Origin of the sequence: Streptomyces fragilis (assembly GCF_003112515.1) — a bacterium.
In the GTDB taxonomy this organism is placed as follows: domain Bacteria; phylum Actinomycetota; class Actinomycetes; order Streptomycetales; family Streptomycetaceae; genus Streptomyces; species Streptomyces fragilis.
This window is the reverse complement of record NZ_BEVZ01000004.1, coordinates 962,193-980,622: the sequence shown is the minus strand read 5'-3', so window position 1 is coordinate 980,622 and position 18,430 is coordinate 962,193. Positions and strand designations below refer to the sequence as shown.

At 70.0% G+C, this 18,430-nt stretch carries 22 protein-coding genes; 21 read left to right on the top strand and 1 reads right to left on the bottom strand.

Going from position 1 to position 18,430, the window contains the following annotated elements; translation table 11 throughout:
* Nucleotides 1–24: 24 nt before the first annotated feature.
* The 16 genes from rpsH to truA all read left to right on the top strand — a co-directional run bounded on the left by rpsH (nucleotide 25) and on the right by truA (nucleotide 10,542).
* Nucleotides 25–423 carry a 30S ribosomal protein S8 gene (rpsH, locus tag Sfr03f_RS17555; protein ID WP_006130772.1) on the top strand — a complete coding sequence of 133 codons (399 nt, stop codon included), beginning with the start codon at nucleotides 25–27 and terminating at the stop codon, nucleotides 421–423.
* 22 nt (nucleotides 424–445) lie between these two features.
* Nucleotides 446–985: a 50S ribosomal protein L6 gene (rplF, locus tag Sfr03f_RS17550; RefSeq protein ID WP_108954807.1), complete on the top strand. Its 540-nt coding sequence runs from the start codon at nucleotides 446–448 to the stop codon at nucleotides 983–985.
* 3 nt (nucleotides 986–988) lie between these two features.
* Nucleotides 989–1,372: a 50S ribosomal protein L18 gene (gene rplR, locus Sfr03f_RS17545; RefSeq protein WP_108954806.1), complete on the top strand. Its 384-nt coding sequence runs from the start codon at nucleotides 989–991 to the stop codon at nucleotides 1,370–1,372.
* Nucleotides 1,373–1,418: 46 nt separating this feature from the next.
* Nucleotides 1,419–2,027 (top strand): 30S ribosomal protein S5, encoded by a 609-nt coding sequence (rpsE, locus tag Sfr03f_RS17540; protein ID WP_108954805.1) that lies wholly within the window; start codon nucleotides 1,419–1,421, stop codon nucleotides 2,025–2,027.
* Nucleotides 2,027–2,209, top strand: a complete 183-nt coding sequence (rpmD, locus tag Sfr03f_RS17535) for a 50S ribosomal protein L30 (protein WP_003974250.1) — start codon at nucleotides 2,027–2,029, stop codon at nucleotides 2,207–2,209. The genes rpsE and rpmD overlap by 1 nt, the downstream gene beginning before the upstream one ends.
* Before the next feature lie 2 nt (nucleotides 2,210–2,211).
* Complete coding sequence (rplO, locus tag Sfr03f_RS17530; protein ID WP_108954804.1) at nucleotides 2,212–2,667, top strand: 50S ribosomal protein L15; 456 nt, start codon at nucleotides 2,212–2,214, stop codon at nucleotides 2,665–2,667.
* Nucleotides 2,668–2,948: 281 nt separating this feature from the next.
* Nucleotides 2,949–4,265: a preprotein translocase subunit SecY gene (gene secY / locus Sfr03f_RS17525; RefSeq protein WP_108954803.1), complete on the top strand. Its 1,317-nt coding sequence runs from the start codon at nucleotides 2,949–2,951 to the stop codon at nucleotides 4,263–4,265.
* Entirely contained in the window at nucleotides 4,265–4,918 is a 654-nt protein-coding gene (locus Sfr03f_RS17520; protein WP_108954802.1) for an adenylate kinase, read from the top strand. Before secY ends, Sfr03f_RS17520 begins: the two co-directional genes overlap by 1 nt.
* Before the next feature lie 230 nt (nucleotides 4,919–5,148).
* Entirely contained in the window at nucleotides 5,149–5,988 is an 840-nt protein-coding gene (map, locus tag Sfr03f_RS17515; RefSeq protein WP_108954801.1) for a type I methionyl aminopeptidase, read from the top strand.
* A 304-nt stretch (nucleotides 5,989–6,292) separates the two neighbouring features.
* The gene (infA, locus tag Sfr03f_RS17510) at nucleotides 6,293–6,514 is read left to right on the top strand and encodes a translation initiation factor IF-1 (RefSeq protein WP_004927214.1); all 222 of its coding nucleotides are present in this window, start codon (nucleotides 6,293–6,295) and stop codon (nucleotides 6,512–6,514) included.
* 75 nt (nucleotides 6,515–6,589) lie between these two features.
* A complete protein-coding gene (gene rpmJ, locus Sfr03f_RS17505; protein WP_003998809.1) occupies nucleotides 6,590–6,703 on the top strand; it encodes a 50S ribosomal protein L36 in 114 nt (37 codons plus the stop codon).
* A 205-nt stretch (nucleotides 6,704–6,908) separates the two neighbouring features.
* Nucleotides 6,909–7,289, top strand: coding sequence for a 30S ribosomal protein S13 (rpsM, locus tag Sfr03f_RS17500; protein ID WP_108954800.1), 381 nt, complete (start codon nucleotides 6,909–6,911; stop codon nucleotides 7,287–7,289).
* Between the two features lie 65 nt (nucleotides 7,290–7,354).
* Nucleotides 7,355–7,759, top strand: coding sequence for a 30S ribosomal protein S11 (gene rpsK, locus Sfr03f_RS17495; protein ID WP_003956432.1), 405 nt, complete (start codon nucleotides 7,355–7,357; stop codon nucleotides 7,757–7,759).
* Between the two features lie 152 nt (nucleotides 7,760–7,911).
* On the top strand, nucleotides 7,912–8,934 hold the full coding sequence (locus tag Sfr03f_RS17490) for a DNA-directed RNA polymerase subunit alpha (protein ID WP_108954799.1): 1,023 nt from the start codon (nucleotides 7,912–7,914) through the stop codon (nucleotides 8,932–8,934).
* A gap of 123 nt (nucleotides 8,935–9,057) precedes the next feature.
* The gene (gene rplQ / locus Sfr03f_RS17485) at nucleotides 9,058–9,561 is read left to right on the top strand and encodes a 50S ribosomal protein L17 (RefSeq protein WP_108954798.1); all 504 of its coding nucleotides are present in this window, start codon (nucleotides 9,058–9,060) and stop codon (nucleotides 9,559–9,561) included.
* Nucleotides 9,562–9,663: 102 nt separating this feature from the next.
* Nucleotides 9,664–10,542 (top strand): tRNA pseudouridine(38-40) synthase TruA, encoded by an 879-nt coding sequence (gene truA, locus Sfr03f_RS17480; RefSeq protein ID WP_108954797.1) that lies wholly within the window; start codon nucleotides 9,664–9,666, stop codon nucleotides 10,540–10,542.
* A gap of 11 nt (nucleotides 10,543–10,553) precedes the next feature.
* On the opposite strand, the gene Sfr03f_RS17475 is transcribed toward truA, so the two are convergent.
* Complete coding sequence (locus Sfr03f_RS17475; protein ID WP_108954796.1) at nucleotides 10,554–11,450, bottom strand: hypothetical protein; 897 nt, start codon at nucleotides 11,448–11,450, stop codon at nucleotides 10,554–10,556.
* A 98-nt stretch (nucleotides 11,451–11,548) separates the two neighbouring features.
* On the opposite strand from Sfr03f_RS17475, the gene Sfr03f_RS17470 reads away from it, so the two are divergent.
* The 5 genes from Sfr03f_RS17470 to Sfr03f_RS17450 all read left to right on the top strand — a co-directional run bounded on the left by Sfr03f_RS17470 (nucleotide 11,549) and on the right by Sfr03f_RS17450 (nucleotide 18,403).
* On the top strand, nucleotides 11,549–12,763 hold the full coding sequence (locus Sfr03f_RS17470; RefSeq protein ID WP_245967605.1) for a CapA family protein: 1,215 nt from the start codon (nucleotides 11,549–11,551) through the stop codon (nucleotides 12,761–12,763).
* Between the two features lie 241 nt (nucleotides 12,764–13,004).
* On the top strand, nucleotides 13,005–15,269 hold the full coding sequence (locus tag Sfr03f_RS17465) for a PDC sensor domain-containing protein (RefSeq protein WP_108954794.1): 2,265 nt from the start codon (nucleotides 13,005–13,007) through the stop codon (nucleotides 15,267–15,269).
* Nucleotides 15,270–15,275: 6 nt separating this feature from the next.
* Entirely contained in the window at nucleotides 15,276–16,742 is a 1,467-nt protein-coding gene (gene pgsB, locus Sfr03f_RS17460; protein ID WP_108954793.1) for a poly-gamma-glutamate synthase PgsB, read from the top strand.
* 40 nt (nucleotides 16,743–16,782) lie between these two features.
* Nucleotides 16,783–17,265, top strand: a complete 483-nt coding sequence (locus Sfr03f_RS17455) for a poly-gamma-glutamate biosynthesis protein PgsC/CapC (protein WP_108954792.1) — start codon at nucleotides 16,783–16,785, stop codon at nucleotides 17,263–17,265.
* 61 nt (nucleotides 17,266–17,326) lie between these two features.
* Nucleotides 17,327–18,403, top strand: coding sequence for a C40 family peptidase (locus Sfr03f_RS17450; protein WP_108954791.1), 1,077 nt, complete (start codon nucleotides 17,327–17,329; stop codon nucleotides 18,401–18,403).
* The last annotated feature ends 27 nt before the right edge of the window (nucleotides 18,404–18,430 follow it).

Below are 18,430 nucleotides of genomic sequence, written 5' to 3'. Positions count from 1 at the left end.
GCGAGAGAGGCCTAAGGCCAATTCATGACCATGACTGATCCGATCGCAGACATGCTCACGCGTCTGCGTAACGCGAACTCGGCATACCACGACACGGTGTCGATGCCGCACTCCAAGATCAAGTCGCACATCGCGGAGATCCTCCAGCAGGAGGGCTTCATCACCGGCTGGAAGGTCGAGGACGCCGAGGTCGGCAAGAACCTCGTCCTCGAGCTGAAGTTCGGCCCGAACCGCGAGCGCTCCATCGCGGGCATCAAGCGGATCTCCAAGCCCGGTCTCCGGGTGTACGCGAAGTCCACCAACCTGCCCAAGGTCCTCGGCGGCCTCGGCGTGGCGATCATCTCCACGTCGCACGGTCTCCTGACCGACAAGCAGGCCGGCAAGAAGGGCGTGGGTGGGGAAGTCCTCGCCTACGTCTGGTAACGGAAGGGAACGAGATACAGCTATGTCGCGTATCGGCAAGCTCCCCATCGCGGTTCCCGCCGGCGTGGACGTCACCATCGACGGCCGTACGGTCACGGTCAAGGGCCCCAAGGGCACTCTGACCCACACCGTCGTGGCGCCGATCGAGATCGTCACGGGCGAGGACGGCACCCTCCAGGTGACCCGCCCCAACGACGAGCGTCAGAACAAGGCCCTGCACGGCCTGTCCCGCACGCTGGTGGCGAACATGATCACCGGCGTGACCCAGGGTTACGTGAAGAAGCTCGAGATCAGCGGTGTCGGTTACCGCGTGGCGGCCAAGGGCTCGAACCTCGAGTTCGCGCTCGGCTACTCGCACCCGATCACCGTCGAGGCGCCCGAGGGCATCACCTTCAAGGTGGAGACCCCCACCCGCTTCCAGGTCGAGGGCATCGACAAGCAGAAGGTCGGCGAGGTCGCGGCGAACATCCGCAAGCTGCGCAAGCCCGACCCGTACAAGGCCAAGGGCGTCAAGTACGAGGGCGAAGTCATCCGCCGCAAGGTCGGAAAGGCGGGTAAGTAACCCATGGCATACGGGCAGAAGATCCTGAAGGGCGACGCCTACAAGCGCGCCGCCATCAAGCGTCGGCACATCCGGATCCGCAAGAACATCTCCGGTGACGCCGAGCGTCCCCGTCTCGTCGTGACCCGCTCGAACCGCCACATCGTGGCCCAGGTGATCGACGACATCAAGGGTCACACCCTGGCGTCGGCGTCCACCCTGGACGCTTCGATCCGCGGTGGCGAGGGCGACAAGTCCGCGCAGGCCGGTCAGGTCGGCGCCCTGGTCGCCGAGCGCGCCAAGGCCGCGGGCGTCGAGGCCGTCGTGTTCGACCGTGGTGGCAACAGGTACGCGGGGCGCATCGCCGCCCTGGCGGACGCCGCCCGCGAAGCCGGTCTCAAGTTCTGAGCCGGTTCCGTAGCGAAGCTAGCGGAAACAGAGAGAGGTAATTCCAATGGCTGGACCCCAGCGCCGCGGTAGCGGTGCCGGTGGCGGCGAGCGGCGGGACCGGAAGGGCCGTGACGGCGGCGCAGCTGCCGCCGAGAAGACCGCTTACGTTGAGCGCGTTGTCGCGATCAACCGTGTCGCCAAGGTTGTGAAGGGTGGTCGTCGCTTCAGCTTCACCGCGCTGGTCGTGGTGGGCGACGGTGACGGCACCGTGGGTGTCGGTTACGGCAAGGCCAAGGAGGTGCCGGCCGCCATCGCCAAGGGCGTTGAGGAGGCCAAGAAGCACTTCTTCAAGGTCCCCCGCATCCAGGGCACCATCCCGCACCCGATCACGGGTGAGAAGGCTGCCGGCGTCGTGCTGCTCAAGCCCGCGTCCCCGGGTACCGGTGTTATCGCCGGTGGTCCGGTGCGCGCCGTGCTCGAGTGCGCCGGTATCCACGACGTGCTGTCGAAGTCGCTCGGCTCGTCCAACGCGATCAACATCGTGCACGCGACCGTGGAGGCCCTCAAGGGCCTGCAGCGCCCCGAGGAGATCGCGGCCCGCCGTGGTCTGCCCCTCGAGGACGTCGCTCCCGCGGCTCTCCTGCGTGCGCGTGCCGGGGCTGGTGCTGCGTAATGGCACAGCTCAAGATCACCCAGGTTAAGTCGTACATCGGCAGCAAGCAGAACCACCGCGACACCCTGCGTTCCCTTGGCCTCAAGGGCATCAACACGCAGGTCGTCAAGGAGGACCGCCCCGAGTTCCGCGGCATGGTGCACACCGTCCGCCACCTCGTGACGGTCGAGGAGGTCGACTGATCATGGCGGAGCAGAACCCGCTCAAGATCCACAACCTCCGTCCCGCCCCGGGCGCCAAGACCGCCAAGACCCGTGTGGGTCGTGGTGAGGCGTCGAAGGGTAAGACGGCCGGTCGTGGTACCAAGGGCACGAAGGCCCGTTACCAGGTTCCGGAGCGCTTCGAGGGTGGCCAGATGCCCCTCCACATGCGTCTCCCGAAGCTGAAGGGCTTCAAGAACCCCTTCAAGACCGAGTTCCAGGTCGTGAACCTGGACAAGCTCGCCGCCCTCTACCCCGAGGGTGGGGAGGTCACCGTTGCCGACCTGGTCGACAAGGGTGCCGTCCGCAAGAACCAGCTCGTCAAGGTCCTGGGCCAGGGCGAGATCTCCGTGGCGCTGCAGGTGACGGTCGACGCCGTCTCCGGCTCCGCCAAGGAGAAGATCACCGCCGCCGGCGGTACGGTCACCGAGCTCGTCTGACGAGTTCCGGACGGGCCGACGTCGTAAAGATGTCCGGCTGATGTCCATGTGACCCGAGCGTTCCCGACCGGGGGTGCCCCACAAATGGGGTATCCCCGGTTGGTCGTTCCTAAGGGGTTGGTGTCGCCGGTAAGGTGACCTCCACTGCCACCCTTCGACCAGTGCACCCGTACGGCGCACCGGGCACTCGAAGCGGCGGCGGCCCGTTACATCGTTTGGTATTTGTCGATCCTCAAGACCGTCACCCTTGACGCAGTTGCGCGGGGGTCGCAGGAGGCACCGTGCTCACCGCGTTCGCCCGGGCGTTCAAGACGCCCGACCTGCGCAAGAAGCTGCTCTTCACGCTCGGCATCATCGTCGTCTACCGCGTCGGTACGCACGTGCCGATCCCTGGCGTGAACTATCAGAACGTCCAGATCTGCGTGGAGCAGGCGGCAGGCAAGTCCGCCGGGCTCTTCGGTCTGGTCAACATGTTCAGCGGTGGTGCGCTGCTGCAGATCACGATCTTCGCGCTCGGCATCATGCCGTACATCACGGCGAGCATCATTCTGCAGCTGCTGACCGTCGTGATCCCGCGGCTCGAGGCCCTCAAGAAGGAGGGCCAGTCCGGTACGGCGAAGATCACGCAGTACACCCGCTACCTGACGATCGCGCTGGCCGTGCTGCAGGGCACCGGCCTGGTCGCGACGGCCCGCAGCGGCGCGCTGTTCAGCGGCTGCTCCGTGGCCGGCCAGATCGTCCCGGACCGCTCGATCTTCACCACCGTCATCATGGTCCTCACCATGACCGCCGGCACCGCCGTCGTCATGTGGCTGGGCGAGCTGGTCACCGACCGCGGCATCGGCAACGGCATGTCGATCCTGATGTTCATCTCGATCGCCGCGACCTTCCCGGCCGCGCTGTGGGCGATCAAGGAGTCGGGCACCCTGGCCGACGGCTGGATCGAGTTCGGCACCGTGCTGCTGGTGGGCTTCGTCATGGTCGGCCTGGTGGTCTTCGTCGAGCAGGCGCAGCGCCGCATTCCCGTCCAGTACGCGAAGCGCATGATCGGCCGTCGTTCCTACGGCGGCACCTCGACGTACATTCCGCTCAAGGTCAACCAGGCGGGTGTGATCCCGGTCATCTTCGCCTCGTCGCTGCTCTACATCCCGGCGCTGGTGGCGCAGTTCTCCAGCGGCAACTCCGGCTGGAAGAGCTGGATCCAGGCACACCTGGTGACGGGTAATGACCCGATTTACATCTCCCTGTACTTCCTGCTGATCGTCTTCTTCGCCTTCTTCTACGTGGCCATCACCTTCAACCCCGAAGAAGTGGCCGACAACATGAAGAAGTATGGTGGGTTCATCCCGGGCATCCGGGCTGGCCGACCGACCGCTGAGTACCTGAGCTACGTGCTCAACCGGATCACCTGGCCGGGTTCGCTGTACTTGGGTCTGATCGCTCTCGTGCCGACGATGGCGTTGGTTGGTTTCGGGGCAAACCAGAACTTCCCCTTCGGCGGCACCAGCATCCTGATCATCGTGGGTGTGGGCCTCGAGACGGTGAAGCAGATCGAGAGCCAGCTCCAGCAGCGCAATTACGAAGGGTTCCTCCGCTGATGCGAATCGTCCTCGTCGGGCCGCCTGGTGCCGGTAAGGGAACGCAGGCCGCGTTCCTGGCCGGGAACCTCTCCATCCCGCACATCTCCACGGGCGACCTGTTCCGGGCCAACATCGGCCAGCAGACGGAGCTGGGCAAGCTGGCGAAGTCGTACATGGACAAGGGCGACCTGGTACCGGACGAGGTCACCATCGCGATGGCCAAGGACCGCATGGAGCAGGCGGACGCCGCGCACGGCTTCCTCCTCGACGGCTTCCCGCGCAACGTCTCGCAGGCCGAGGCGCTGGACGGGATGCTCTCCGAGAGCGGCATGAAGCTGGACGCGGTGCTGGACCTCGAGGTTCCCGAGGACGAGATCGTGAAGCGGATCGCCGGCCGGCGCATCTGCCGCAAGGACTCGGCGCACGTCTTCCACGCCACCTACAACCCGCCGAAGGCCGACGGCGTCTGCGACGTCTGCGGCGGTGAGCTGTACCAGCGGGACGACGACACCGAGGACACGGTGCGCAAGCGCCTGGAGGTCTACCACACCCAGACCGAGCCGATCATCGACTACTACCGGGCGCAGGACCTGGTCGTGACGATCGAGGCGCTCGGCAAGGTGGACGAGGTCACGGCGCGGGCGATGTCCGCGCTGAAGGCCGGCGAGTAGCCCGCACACCCGCACACGGCTGCACAGGACCGCGGCTCCCCTCCGGGGGAGCCGCGGTCCTGCGTCGTACGGGGCCCGGCGGACGGGCCCGGGGTGTCGTCGGCCCTCCGGTGCGCTCCGTACGCGCCCGGGACCGGGCTGTCACGGCCGGTGCAGGGAACACGTATCGTTGGTGGTGTACGTACAGGACGGAAAACGTCGGTCCCGGCGGAGAAAGGCCCGTAGCGCTCATGGTGCAGATCAAGACCCCGGAGCAGATCGCCAAGATGCGCGAGGCGGGGCTTGTCGTCGCCGCCGTGCACGCGGCCACCCGGGAGGCAGCGGTCCCCGGTTCCACGACGCGGGACCTGGACGAGGTGGCCCGCAAGGTGCTGGCCGAGCACGGCGCCAAGTCGAACTTCCTGGGGTACGGCGGCTTCCCCGCGACGATCTGCACCTCGGTCAACGAGGTGGTCGTCCACGGCATCCCCTCCGACGAGGTGGTCCTCAAGGACGGCGACGTCATCTCCGTCGACGCCGGCGCGATCATCGACGGCTGGCACGCCGACGCCGCCTACACCTGCTTCGTGGGCTCCGGCCACCTCCCCGAGCTGCACGAGCTCTCCCGGGTGACCGAGGAGTCGATGTGGGCGGGCATCGCGGCCATGAAGCAGGGCAACCGGCTGGTCGACGTCTCCCGCGCGATCGAGACGTACATCCGCCGCCAGCCGAAGCCGGGCGGCGGCAAGTACGGCATCGTCGAGGACTACGGCGGCCACGGCATCGGCACCGAGATGCACATGGACCCGCACCTGCTGAACTACGTCGAGCGGCGCCGCGGCAAGGGCCCGAAGCTGGTCACCGGCTTCTGCCTGGCCATCGAGCCGATGGTGTCGCTGGGCACGCCGAAGACGAAGGTGCTCGCCGACGACTGGACCGTGATCACCACGGACGGCACCTGGTCCTCGCACTGGGAGCACTCGGTGGCGCTCACCGAGCAGGGGCCCCTGGTCCTCACCGCCCCCGACGCGGGCCGCGCCAAGCTGGCCGAGCACGGGATCACCGCGGCCCCGGACCCGCTGGCCTCCTGACCGGACCGCCCGGCGGCGCCCCGCCCGGCGGCCCGGCCGTCACCCCCCGTCCCGCCCGTCACCCCCGTCCCGCGGCGCCGCGCGCCCGCCCGGCGGGGGTGCGGCGTGTCCCGGCGTGTGCGGAGGGCCCGCGATGCGTTTGGTCCGCCCGATCGGGCATAAGGATCACGCGGATGGGGCATTCTTCCCCGATTCGTATTTCGGGGTGCCCTGACGTAGACTGACTCGTCGGCTCCCGTGCACCCGCATGCCTGCATGCGCTTCGTGCGGAGTCGATCAAGGTAGTCGATTCGAAGGGCGAAGCGTGGCCAAGAAGCAAGGTGCCATCGAGATCGAGGGCACTGTCGTCGAGTCTCTGCCGAACGCCATGTTCAGGGTCGAGCTCCAGAACGGCCACCAGGTCCTGGCTCACATCAGCGGCAAGATGCGCATGCACTACATCCGCATCCTCCCTGACGACCGGGTCGTGGTGGAGCTGTCTCCGTACGACCTGACGCGTGGCCGGATCGTCTACCGGTACAAGTAGATCTGCCTGCACTCCGTGCGCCGTCCGGCTTGGGCGGTCCGCGGGTGGTGGCACTGACCCGGAGAACCTCATCCCATGAAGGTCAAGCCGAGCGTCAAGAAGATCTGCGACAAGTGCAGGGTGATCCGCCGTCACGGTCGGGTCATGGTCATCTGCGAGAACCCGCGCCACAAGCAGCGCCAGGGCTGACGCACTGACCTCCCCTCTGCTTCCGCAGAGTCTTCGCGCGACGCGAGCAAAATGTCATACGCAGGACCCGGAACCGCTCTGTCGGTTCCGACACCCCCGGTCGGAGGCCGGGGACCCGTCCCGTACCGACCCCGTGCATCGACGGGGGACGGCGGGCGGGAGGCGGTCCTGCCGCAGACCTCCGACAACCAACTGGAGCCATTGAATGGCACGCGTTTCCGGTGTTGACATCCCGCGCGAAAAGCGCGTGGAGGTCGCCCTCACCTACGTGTTCGGCATCGGCCGGACCCTGTCCCAGCAGACGCTGGCCGCGACGGGCATCGACCCGAACGTCCGCGTTCGCGACCTCTCCGAGGAGCAGCTCGTCGCGATCCGCGAGTACGTGGACGCGAACATCAAGACCGAGGGTGACCTCCGTCGCGAGGTTCAGGCCGACATCCGCCGCAAGGTCGAGATCGGCTCGTACCAGGGTCTGCGTCACCGTCGTGGCCTGCCGGTCCGCGGTCAGCGCACCAGCACGAACGCCCGCACCCGCAAGGGCCCGCGTCGCGCCATCGCCGGCAAGAAGAAGCCGGGCAAGAAGTAGTCCGCAGCGGACGACTGTCCACGGTCTTCGCTGTAGGACCGACCACCTCCCGTAGGAGATAAGACATGCCCCCCAAGGGACGTCAGGGCGCTGCCAAGAAGGTGCGCCGCAAGGAAAAGAAGAACGTCGCTCACGGCCACGCGCACATCAAGAGCACGTTCAACAACACGATCGTCTCGATCACGGACCCGTCCGGCAACGTGATCTCCTGGGCCTCCGCCGGCCACGTCGGCTTCAAGGGCTCGCGCAAGTCCACCCCGTTCGCCGCGCAGATGGCCGCCGAGTCGGCCGCGCGCCGCGCGCAGGAGCACGGCATGCGCAAGGTCGACGTCTTCGTCAAGGGTCCCGGCTCCGGCCGCGAGACCGCGATCCGCTCCCTCCAGGCCACCGGCCTCGAGGTGGGTTCGATCCAGGACGTCACCCCCACGCCGCACAACGGCTGCCGTCCCCCCAAGCGCCGTCGCGTCTGATCCGGCGCCCGTGAGGGCTTGAGGGACCGGGCGGTACGCCTCCGAAAGGGGACGTGCCGCCCGTACCCTTGCATTACCCGCACCTCCTGCCGGGTGCGGTTCCGTCGGGCGTCAAATAGCGGGCGTCCACGAAAGAAGGATCTGATCCAAGAATGCTGATCGCTCAGCGTCCCTCGTTGACCGAAGAGGTCGTCGACGAATTCCGCTCCCGGTTCGTGATCGAGCCGCTGGAGCCGGGCTTCGGTTACACCCTCGGCAACTCCCTGCGCCGTACCCTCCTGTCCTCGATCCCGGGTGCGGCGGTCACGTCCATCCGCGTCGACGGCGTGCTGCACGAGTTCACCACCGTGCCGGGCGTCAAGGAGGACGTCACCGACCTGATCCTCAACATCAAGCAGCTGGTCGTCTCCTCGGAGCACGACGAGCCGGTCGTGATGTACCTGCGCAAGCAGGGCCCGGGTCTGGTCACCGCCGCCGACATCGCGCCCCCGGCCGGTGTCGAGGTGCACAACCCCGACCTGGTTCTGGCCTCGCTGAACGGCAAGGGCAAGCTGGAGATGGAGCTGACCGTCGAGCGCGGTCGCGGCTACGTCTCCGCCGTCCAGAACAAGCAGGCCGGCCAGGAGATCGGCCGCATCCCGGTCGACTCGATCTACTCGCCGGTCCTCAAGGTCACCTACAAGGTCGAGGCGACCCGAGTCGAGCAGCGCACCGACTTCGACAAGCTGATCGTCGACGTCGAGACCAAGCAGGCCATGCGCCCGCGCGACGCCATGGCGTCGGCCGGCAAGACCCTGGTCGAGCTGTTCGGTCTGGCCCGCGAGCTCAACGTCGACGCCGAGGGCATCGACATGGGCCCGTCCCCGACGGACGCCGCCCTGGCCGCCGACCTGGCGCTGCCGATCGAGGAGCTCGAGCTCACCGTCCGGTCGTACAACTGCCTCAAGCGCGAGGGCATCCACTCCGTGGGTGAGCTCGTCGCCCGCTCCGAGGCCGACCTGCTGGACATCCGCAACTTCGGTGCGAAGTCCATCGACGAGGTCAAGGCGAAGCTGGCCGGCATGGGCCTGGCCCTCAAGGACAGCCCGCCCGGATTCGACCCGACCGCCGCCGCCGACGCCTTCGGCGCCGACGACGACTCGGACGCCGGGTTCGTCGAGACCGAGCAGTACTGAGTCCGGTCACGACAGCCGTACTTCCCGCGTCCCCTCGGGGGCGCGGGTCTTCGACGGGCGACCGCCCGCTCGGATACTGACTCCGGTACCTGATACGGCCGGAGCAGACACCTAGGAGAAGAAATGCCGAAGCCCGCCAAGGGTGCCCGTCTGGGCGGCAGCGCCGCGCACGAGAAGCTGCTCCTCGCGAACCTCGCGAAGAGCCTCTTCGAGCACGGCCGCATCACCACCACGGAGACGAAGGCGCGCCGTCTGCGCCCGTACGCCGAGCGTCTGATCACCAAGGCGAAGAAGGGCGACCTTCACAACCGCCGCCAGGTGCTCTCGGTGATCACGGACAAGAGCATCGTCCACACGCTCTTCACCGAGATCGGCCCGCGCTACGAGAACCGCCCCGGTGGTTACACGCGCATCACCAAGATCGGTAACCGCCGTGGCGACAACGCGCCCATGGCCGTCATCGAGCTGGTCGAGGCCCTGACCGTGGCCCAGCAGGCCACCGGTGAGGCCGAGGCCGCCACGAAGCGTGCGGTCAAGGAGTCCTCCGAGAAGGACGCCGAGCAGACCGGGACGAACGAGGCCGCCGAGACCACCGAGGCCCCGGCCGAGGAGTCCAAGGACGCCTGAGGCCCGCGCCTGAGGAGTTCCGGGGCTGACGCCTCCTGAGAGCGGGCCCGCCCTTCCGGGGCGGGCCCGCTTTCGCATGCCGGTACCTGAGAGGATCGAAGGGTGAGCGACGAAGTACAGCCCGGTTTCGTCCGGGTGCGGCTGGACCTGTCGTACGACGGCACGGACTTCCACGGCTGGGCCAAGCAGGCCGGCGGGAAGCGGACCGTGCAGGGCGAGATCGAGGACGCGCTGCGCACGGTGACCCGGTCGCGCGACACCACGTACGAGCTGACGGTGGCCGGCCGCACCGACGCCGGGGTGCACGCCCGCGGCCAGGTGGCCCACGTGGACCTGCCCCGGGAGCTGTGGGCCGAGCACCGGGAGAAGCTGCTCAAGCGGCTCGCCGGCCGGCTCTCGCGGGACGTGCGGATCTGGTCGGCCGTCGAGGCGCCCGCCGGCTTCGACGCGCGGTTCTCGGCGATCTGGCGCCGCTACGCCTACCGGGTCACCGACGCCCCCGGCGGCGTCGACCCGCTGCTGCGGGGCCACGTGCTCTGGCACGACTGGCCGCTGGACGTGGCCGCGATGAACGAGGCCGCCAAGGCGCTGCTGGGCGAGCACGACTTCGCCGCCTACTGCAAGAAGCGGGAGGGGGCGACCACCATCCGCACCCTCCAGGAGCTCAGCCTGGTGCGCGGGGACGACGGGATCGTCACCGCGACGGTGCGGGCGGACGCCTTCTGCCACAACATGGTGCGCTCGCTGATCGGCGCGCTGCTGTTCGTCGGCGACGGGCACCGGCCGGTGGAGTGGCCCGGGAAGGTGCTGGCCGCCGGGGTCCGGGACTCCGCGGTGCACGTGGTGCGGCCGCACGGGCTGACGCTGGAGGAGGTCGGCTACCCGGCCGACGACCAGCTCGCCGCGCGCAACCTGGCCGCCCGCAACCGGCGCACGCTGCCGGGCGCGGCGGCGGTCGAGGGCTGCGTCACCTGCGACTGACCGGCACCCGGTCAGGCGTCCGCCCAGCCGGACAGCAGCTCGCGGAGGTTCTGGCGGACGGCCTCGCCCTCCGGTTCCCCGGCGCGACGGCTGTCCCTGTCGAGCTCCAGGTGGACGAAGGCCGTGTGCTGCCGCTCGGCGGCGCGGCCCTGGACGTTGCCGGTGCCCTCCAGCGGGCAGCGCGCCGCCCAGCCGCGGCAGACCCGCAGCCCGTCGGCATCGAGCCGGTCGGCGAGGGCGGTCAGTTCCGGCAGCGCGGTCTGCCCCCTGCCGGTGGAGACGACCGCCTCGTAAGGGCGGTCGCCGCCGCTCGCGAAGCCGTGCAGTTGGAGGCCGGGGACGCCACGTTCCTGCAACTGCAGCACGACGGTGTGGAAGGCGCTGTCCTCCCGGTGGGCGACGTCCGCGGCCCCCTCGCCGCCCGCGCCGCGGTGGGCGCCGGCCAGGACCAGGGCGCCCGCGCGGCCCGACTCCAGCAGCCGCACGCCCAGGTTCTCGGTGTCACGGTCCGAGACGGGGTGCGGCACCTGGACGCTCCAGCGCGGGGTGACGCCCGCGTGCAGGTACAGCCGGCCCCACTGCTCCGCGTCGCCGCGGCCGGCGGCGGCGATCTCGTCGTACTTGTGGCCGGTGGCGGAGTCCGTCAGCCGGGTCAGCCGGAAGCCGGCGTCGCCCAGCGGGCCCGCGGCCTCCCTCGGCCTGCCGTCGAGGACCAGCCCGACACCGCGGGCCAGCCGTCGCCGGGTCTCGGGGTCGGGCGGCCCGTAGTCGTCGTCGGGGTCGAGGGCGTCCGTGTAGGCCAGGACGTGTGCCCGCAGGTCGACCACCTCCTGGGCGAAGGGGGCGCGGTCGGTCGTGGCCGGGGACGGGGCCGCCTGGCAGGCGGGCAGGAGGAGGAGTGCCGCCATACCCGGCAGGGTGCGACTCACGCCCCGCTTCGCGAGATGTGACCATCTTGTGATGAAGGTTCGCATGAAGGGTGATGAGCGCGTGTGACCATGAAGTGGTGGCATTTTCTGATCTTTTCCGGGCGGCGCGTGCGGCAGTCGCACTGATCGCGCTGGCGGCTCTGTCCGCCGCCTGCGGTTCGGCGGACGCTTCCTCCTCGGCACCCAAGGAGGGTGGCCGTTCCTTCAGTGTCGCCGCCGCGGGGGACATCCTCGTCCACCCGGAACTGATCGACCAGGCGGCCAAGGACGCCGAGGTCACCGGCGAGGGCGAGGCGGGGCTGGACTTCGGTCCGATGCTGGCCGGCGTCGAACCGGTCATCAGCGCCGCCGACCTGGCCATCTGCCACATGGAGACGCCCGTCGGCAGGCCCAAGGGGCCGTTCGAAGGGTATCCCGAGTTCCTGGTCGCGCCGCAGGTCCTGCGCGCGGTGAAGGACGTGGGGTACGACACCTGCTCCACGGCCTCCAACCACACCTTCGACCACGGTCTGTCCGCCGTGCGGCGCACCCTGGACGCCATGGACGAGCTGGACCTCGGGCACACGGGCTCCGCGCGGACCGAGAAGGAGTCCCGGCGGATCACGATCATGGACGTCAAGGGAGTGAAGGTCGCGCACCTCGCCTACTCCTGGGAGTCCTTCCTCAACCCGACCCCCGAGAAGCAGTCCTGGGCGTTCAACCGGAGCAGCACCGAGGACATCAAGCGGGCAGAGGCGCGGGCGCGGAGCCAGGGCGCCGAGGTGGTCGTCCTGAGCGTGCACTGGGGCCTGGAGCACTACAACGAGCCCAGTGGGCCGCAGCTGGAGATGGCGGAACGGATCACCGCCGAGACGGGCGTGGACCTGGTGATCGGTCACCACGCCCACGTCGTCCAGCCGATCCAGAAGCTCAACGGCACCTGGGTCGCCTTCGGCGTCGGGAACCAGCTCGCGCGGCACTCGACGCCGAGCGGTCTGACCGAGGAGGGGGTCATCGGCTGGTTCGAGTTCCGGGAGACCTCGGACGGCTGGGACGTCCAGGCGCGGTACGCGCCCACGCTGGTGGAGATCCCGCCGGAGCTCGAGGACGGTGAGGAGGCCCCGGACGGAGCGGTCACCGATCACCGGATGGTCGACGTCCTCGCCGAGCTCGAGCGCCCGACGCCGGGCCTGTCGGAGGAGAGGCTCGGCCGTTACCGGCTGGCGGCCGAGCGCACCCGGGGGTTCGTCTACAACCGCGGCGCGCCCGGCGGGGACGGGCTGAAGCCGCTCACCCTGGACGAGCGGAACTAGCCCGCGACGGCGGCATCGGCAGGTCGTGAGGCGGATCACGTGGGTTCGCGCCGTTCTGCGCACAACCTCCCGGTCCTCCGTCGGTCTTCTTTGTGTAGGTGCCTGACGCGCGAGTGATCTCGGTGTCCCGGCAGGTGCCGCTCGTGACGCATCCTGAGAGGAAACACCGGTGACATCCGCTGCCGAGGCCGCGACCGGGCGGCAGACCGCGCCCCGGCACCGAAGCCGCAGACGCGAGGACATGCCGTTGCTCGGCGGCATCCGTCCGCCGATCGCGGTGCTGCTCGTCCTGGTCCTGGCGGTGGCCGGCATCACCGCCGCCGTGCTGGGCCGGGCCGGTGAGCCGTCCGTGCCCGAGGGTGTGCTCTCCTCCCAGCAGCACTTCGCGGAGGACGGCGCCGTCGCGCTGCGCGCCTCGATCGACGAACGCGTCACCGACCTCCGGCGCACCGCGGCCGGCCTGAACGCCGGCGATCCGGTGGAACCGGAGCGGATCCTCTCCGACCTGGGGAAGACCTACCAGAAGTGGACCGGCACCGGCGTCATCGACCTGCGGAGCGGGAAGGTGCTGGCCGCCCGTGGAGAAACGATTCCTCTCGGGTGGCTGGACAAGGAGGTGCTCACCGGCGAGCACGCCCTGGTGCCGCGGATGGTGCGCCTGGAGAGCGGCGACGTCCGGCTGATGAGCATGGCGGTGCTGGACGGCGAGGACGGCGCGCAGCAGCTCCTCGTCGCCTCCAACAGCATCGCCGTGCCGTCCATCAACCTCGGCCCGTTCCGCTCCATGGCGGTGGTCGCCTCCGACGGCGAGATCCTCTCCACCGCGGGCTTCGAACGTCCCGAGTCCGTCAACTCCGACGCGGAGCGCGAGGAACTGGACTTCCTGCAGAAGCAGATGTCCGGCATGGCCGACCTCGCCGCGGCCGAGGCCGAGAAGGACCCGGTCAGCTCCAAGGAGCCCGGCTCCCACGGCTACACCGGCGTCAGCGGGCGGCTGCTCGGCGACGAGTACAACGGCCGCGTCGTCACCGCCGGCTACGCCTCCCTCGCCTCCTCCGACCCCGAGCAGAAGCAGAGCGTCGGAGCGGGTCTGGGACTCACCGTCGTCGCCATGCTGCCGGTGGTGCAGGAGGAGGCCTCCGCGCAGGACCACGGTGTCTACGGACTGCTCGCGGCCGGCGCCCTGGTGGCGCTCGGACTGGTCGCGGTGGCGGTGCTGTGGGGGACCATCCAGCGTCCTCTCATCGGCCTCTTCCTGGAGTCCCGGCGGCTCGCCCGCGGCGATCTCGCCCGGCCCGTCGCGGTGCCCCGGTGGGGCGAGACCGCCCGCGTCGGCGCGGCGCTCGAACGGGTCCGCACCCAGCTCGGCGGCGGCCCGGCCCCGGACGCCGACGGCCGCACCCGCCCGGCCGGGCGGATCGGCGTACGGGTGCCGCTCGCCCTGACCGCGGTGCTGCTGCTCCTGTGGTGCGTCCCGGTCGGCCTGCTGCTCAACCGCACCGACGACTCGGTCAGCGTGCCCGCCGCTCTCGTCAACGACCAGCGCGACCGCACCGACCTCCTCTCCGACCGGGTGCGCCGCGCCCTCAACGAGGCGCACGCCGACGTGGTCTCCACCGCCCGCCTGATCGGCGGCCGCGAGGACTCCGGACCGGCCGCCCTCGAGGCGCTGCTGAAGGACGCGATGCGCGACCACCCCCGCTACGAGTCCCTCTACGTCGCCGACGGCGACGGCAAGGTCGTCGCCCACGCCGGCGACGAGCCCGCCGCGCCCTGGAGCACCGCGAAGCGGCTGCCGCCGCTCCGGGTGACCGGGGAGGGCGGCTCCACGCCGGTCGTCCAGGCGGGCTCCGCCGTGCCCGGCGACGCGGGGCTCACCCTGGTGGGCGAGGTGCGCGTCCAGTTCCTCGGCTCGCTGCTCGACCGGCCCGGCCTCGGCACCGTCCGCGTCGTCGACGCGGACGGCCGCACCCTCGCCTCCAACAGGGGCTTCCTCGCCTTCGCCGAACTCCCCGAGAAGTCCCTCACCGACCTCGTCCGGGCCGGAAATCTGCAGGTCGGCGCCGGACCGGTGGAGAACGGACTGCTGCTGCGCGAGGGCGGCTCGGTGACCGTCGCCGCCGCGGCGCCCTTCTCCGGCGGCGGCGTCGCCTCCGACATCGGATGGTCCGTGGTGAGCTGGCAGGACGCCGACCGGCTGCAGACCGTGCCGTCCCAGAGGGAGGACCGCAGCGTGCTGGCCGGCATCCTCGGCCTCGCCGCGATCGTCGTCTGCCTGGGCTGGCTGCACCTGGTGGTCGCCCGCCCGCTGCGCGACCTCGCGGCCGCCGCCGAGCGGCTCGCGGACGGCGACCACAAGTCCGTCCTGTACCCGCGCTACCACGACGAGGTCGGCGCGGTGGTGCGCAGCCTGGAGCTGCTCCGCCAGCAGCTGCAGACCCTCCGCCGCAACGAGGCGCTGCGCCAGGCGGCCGCCGCCTCCCAGCCCAGTACCCGAGGAATGTGATCAGCGGTGCTCTACCTGTACTTCGTGCTGCTCGCGGGCTGCGTCCTGCTGTTCGCCGCGGGCGTCGTGGAGCAGCGCCGGCACTACGCCGCCCTGCACAGCATCCAGGCCCGGGTGCTGGTCAACGGCATCCGCGGCAAGTCGTCGATCACCCGGCTGTGCGCGGGTGCGCTGCGCGGCGGTGACCTGGTGACCGTCGCCAAGACCACCGGCACCGCCGCCCGGTTCATCCACCCGGACGCCACCGAGGAGCCGGTGTACCGGAAGTTCGGCATCGCCAACGTGGTGGAGCAGATCGGCATCGTGCGCCGGGCCGCCGCCTACCGGCCGGACGCGCTGGTCATCGAGTGCATGGCGGTGATGCCCGCCCTGCAGGAGGTCAACCAGAGCAAGCTGATCCGCTCCACCATCGGCGTGCTGTGCAACGTCCGTGAGGACCACCTCGCCGAGATGGGACCCACCCTGGACGACGTGGCCCGCTCGCTGTGCCGGTCGATGCCGGAGAACGGCATCTGCGTGACCGCCGAGCGTGACCGGTTCCACATCCTGCAGGAGGAGGCGGACGCCCGGAACTGCGAGCTGATCTACGCGGACCCGGAGATGGTCACCGACGAGGAACTGCGCGGCTTCAGCTGGTTCACCTTCAAGGAGAACGTGGCGATCGCCCTGGTCGTCGCCGAACTCCTCGGCGTGGAGCGGCAGGTGGCTCTCCAGGGCATGTACGACGCGCCGCCGGACCCGGGTGTGCTCTCCGTGGAGCGCTACGTGACGCCGGCGGGCGGCAAGCTGGCGTTCGGCAACGTCTTCGCCGCCAACGACCCCGAGTCGACGCTGATGAACATCAACCAGCTGCTCGACCTCGGCGCCATCCACCGTCCGCTGAACGTGGTGATCAACTGCCGTCCGGACCGGGTGGAGCGCAACGGCCAGATGGGCGAGATCATCCCCGACCTGGCCCCCGAGAACGTCTTCGTCATCGGCCACCCCGCGAAGAGCGCCATCGACGCGATCCCCGCCGAGTGGCGGGACCGGGTGGTGGACCTGGGAGGCGACCGCCGGCCGGGCGAGGAGTTCATGCCGCTCCTCCTGGAGCGGCTGCCGGCGAACTCGTCGCTGGTCTCCATCGGCAACATCCACGGCCAGGGCGAGGAACTGCTCGAGTACCTGGCGGAGCTGCCTGCCGACGAGTCCCCGGCCGACACGCCGCCCGCCGCCGGCGTCGCGGCCGCGGCCCCGGAGCGGATCGACCCGTACGCCGCGTACCCGCAGGCCACGGAGGAGCGGTTCCAGGCGTCCCGCACCCAGGAGCTCCGGATCATCCGGCCGCGGGCGGGCGCGGGGACCGACGACTGGCCGCAGCAGGCCCCGCCGGCCGCCCCGGGACCCGACGACCGGCCCGAGCAGGCCCCGCCGGCCGCCCCGGGACCCGACGACTGGCCCCAGCAGTGGCACGACCCGTCGCAGCGCTCCTGACCGCCGCCGCCCTCAGCCCCTTGTCCTCCCGGAGACCCCGTTGACCACCGCGACCCTCACCCCGGAGATGGCCGCCCTCGGCATCGCCATCGGCCTGTTCTTCTCCCTGCTCTGCTACCTCACCACCAACCTCTCGCCGGGCGGCATGATCACGCCCGGCTGGATCGCCCTCACCCTCATCGAGGACCTGCAGCGCGCCGCGATGGTGGTCGGCGTCACCGCGCTGACCTACGGGGGCACCAAGGTCATGCAGAAGCTGGTGATCCTCTACGGCAAGCGGCTGTTCGCGGCCGTGGTGCTGCTCGGCGTGCTGCTGCAGGGCACCGTCATGATCGTCCTGTCGATCGAGTTCCCGCTGATGTACGGCAACCAGACGCTCGGATTCATCGTGCCCGGCCTCGTCGCCTACCAGCTGGTCCGCCAGCCCAAGGGGGCCACGCTGCTGGCCACCGGCACCGTCTCCCTCATGGCGTACATCGCCGTCGCCGCCGGGCTGCTGCTCGGCGTCATGCCCGCGGTCTGACGCCCGCCCTGATCACCCCACCCCTCAACCCACGACAACCCGTCTCAGGAAGGTACGCACAATGGCAGGAAGGAAGAAGTCGCGCCCCGTCGTCTCGGCGCTCGTGGTGTCGGCGCTGGTGCTGACCTCCGGCTACCTCACGGTCGAGCTCCGCAAGAACGAGGAGCGGGCGGTCACCGAGATCGTCAACGTGGGCGTGCTGGACGGGGGCGGCTCCAGGGCGAGCGCCCAGGAGCAGGGGGAGGACGGCTGGTCCCGGCTGGACAACCCGGCCCGGTCGGTGCTGCGGGGAGGCGACGGCAAGGTCAAGGCCGTCCTCACGGACGGAGCGCTCACCGCGACGCTCACCGGACCCGCCCGCACCTTCGCGGAGCCGTCGTCCACCGGCTCCAAGGTCTCCACCACCGACTGGGTGCGGCTGCTGCCCCAGCCGTGGGAGAAGGGCGCGGAGAAGGAAGCCTGGTTCAAGGAGTGGTACGCCGAGTGGGAGGGCAGCGAGGAGGACGACCTGTTCGCGTACGCCTTCCAGTACGTGGCGGGGGCGCCGGCGAAGAAGAACGCGGAAGGGCTCGTCTACGCGGGCGACGCGGACTTCGGACCGCTGAACACCACCGGCGCCGAGGGCGGGGACCTGCGCCTGGAGCAGTCGGACTTCTACGACTACCTCGGCATCCCGTACTCCTTCCGGGACGGCGCGGTCGGTACGCCCGAGACGATGCGGCACCGGGCCCTGGACTGCTCGGGATTCATCCGCATGGTGTTCGGCTACCGCGCCCGCTACCCGCTGCGCTCGGCGGACGGGGTCGGTGACGGTCTGCCCCGCACGGCCAACGGGATGGCCCGCTCCCGGGAGGGGGCGGACGTGCTGCCGCTGAAGGGGGTCTCGGCCGAGGACCGGCCGTCCGCCATCGACCAGCTCCAGCCGGGCGACCTGGTCTTCTTCAAGCTGGACCGGCGCACCGGGGAGCGGCTGGACCACGTCGGCATGGTCCTCGGGTACGACACGGAAGGGCACGTGATCTTCGTGTCGAGCCGCGAGGAGGTCAACGGCCCGACCATCGGCGACGTGGGCGGAGTCTCCCGCCTCGACGGCAACGGGTACTACGCCAAGACCCTGCGCAGCGCGAAGCGTCTCTGAGGCACCGGTGCACGGGGAGGTCCGCCC

Excerpts from the sequence above, each read along its gene's own strand:
- rpsH (WP_006130772.1), top strand. The coding sequence starts at position 25 with ATGACCATGACTGATCCGATCGCAGACATGCTCACGCGTCTGCGTAAC.
- Sfr03f_RS17465 (WP_108954794.1), top strand. The coding sequence starts at position 13,005 with ATGCCGTTGCTCGGCGGCATCCGTCCGCCGATCGCGGTGCTGCTCGTC.
- rplF (WP_108954807.1), top strand. The coding sequence starts at position 446 with ATGTCGCGTATCGGCAAGCTCCCCATCGCGGTTCCCGCCGGCGTGGAC.
- rpmJ (WP_003998809.1), top strand. The coding sequence starts at position 6,590 with ATGAAGGTCAAGCCGAGCGTCAAGAAGATCTGCGACAAGTGCAGGGTG.
- Sfr03f_RS17450 (WP_108954791.1), top strand. The coding sequence starts at position 17,327 with ATGGCAGGAAGGAAGAAGTCGCGCCCCGTCGTCTCGGCGCTCGTGGTG.
- rpsE (WP_108954805.1), top strand. The coding sequence starts at position 1,419 with ATGGCTGGACCCCAGCGCCGCGGTAGCGGTGCCGGTGGCGGCGAGCGG.
- Sfr03f_RS17490 (WP_108954799.1), top strand. The coding sequence starts at position 7,912 with ATGCTGATCGCTCAGCGTCCCTCGTTGACCGAAGAGGTCGTCGACGAA.
- rplR (WP_108954806.1), top strand. The coding sequence starts at position 989 with ATGGCATACGGGCAGAAGATCCTGAAGGGCGACGCCTACAAGCGCGCC.
- rpmD (WP_003974250.1), top strand. The coding sequence starts at position 2,027 with ATGGCACAGCTCAAGATCACCCAGGTTAAGTCGTACATCGGCAGCAAG.
- map (WP_108954801.1), top strand. The coding sequence starts at position 5,149 with ATGGTGCAGATCAAGACCCCGGAGCAGATCGCCAAGATGCGCGAGGCG.
- rpsK (WP_003956432.1), top strand. The coding sequence starts at position 7,355 with ATGCCCCCCAAGGGACGTCAGGGCGCTGCCAAGAAGGTGCGCCGCAAG.
- Sfr03f_RS17475 (WP_108954796.1), bottom strand. The coding sequence starts at position 11,450 with ATGGCGGCACTCCTCCTCCTGCCCGCCTGCCAGGCGGCCCCGTCCCCG.
- rplQ (WP_108954798.1), top strand. The coding sequence starts at position 9,058 with ATGCCGAAGCCCGCCAAGGGTGCCCGTCTGGGCGGCAGCGCCGCGCAC.
- rpsM (WP_108954800.1), top strand. The coding sequence starts at position 6,909 with ATGGCACGCGTTTCCGGTGTTGACATCCCGCGCGAAAAGCGCGTGGAG.
- Sfr03f_RS17520 (WP_108954802.1), top strand. The coding sequence starts at position 4,265 with ATGCGAATCGTCCTCGTCGGGCCGCCTGGTGCCGGTAAGGGAACGCAG.
- rplO (WP_108954804.1), top strand. The coding sequence starts at position 2,212 with ATGGCGGAGCAGAACCCGCTCAAGATCCACAACCTCCGTCCCGCCCCG.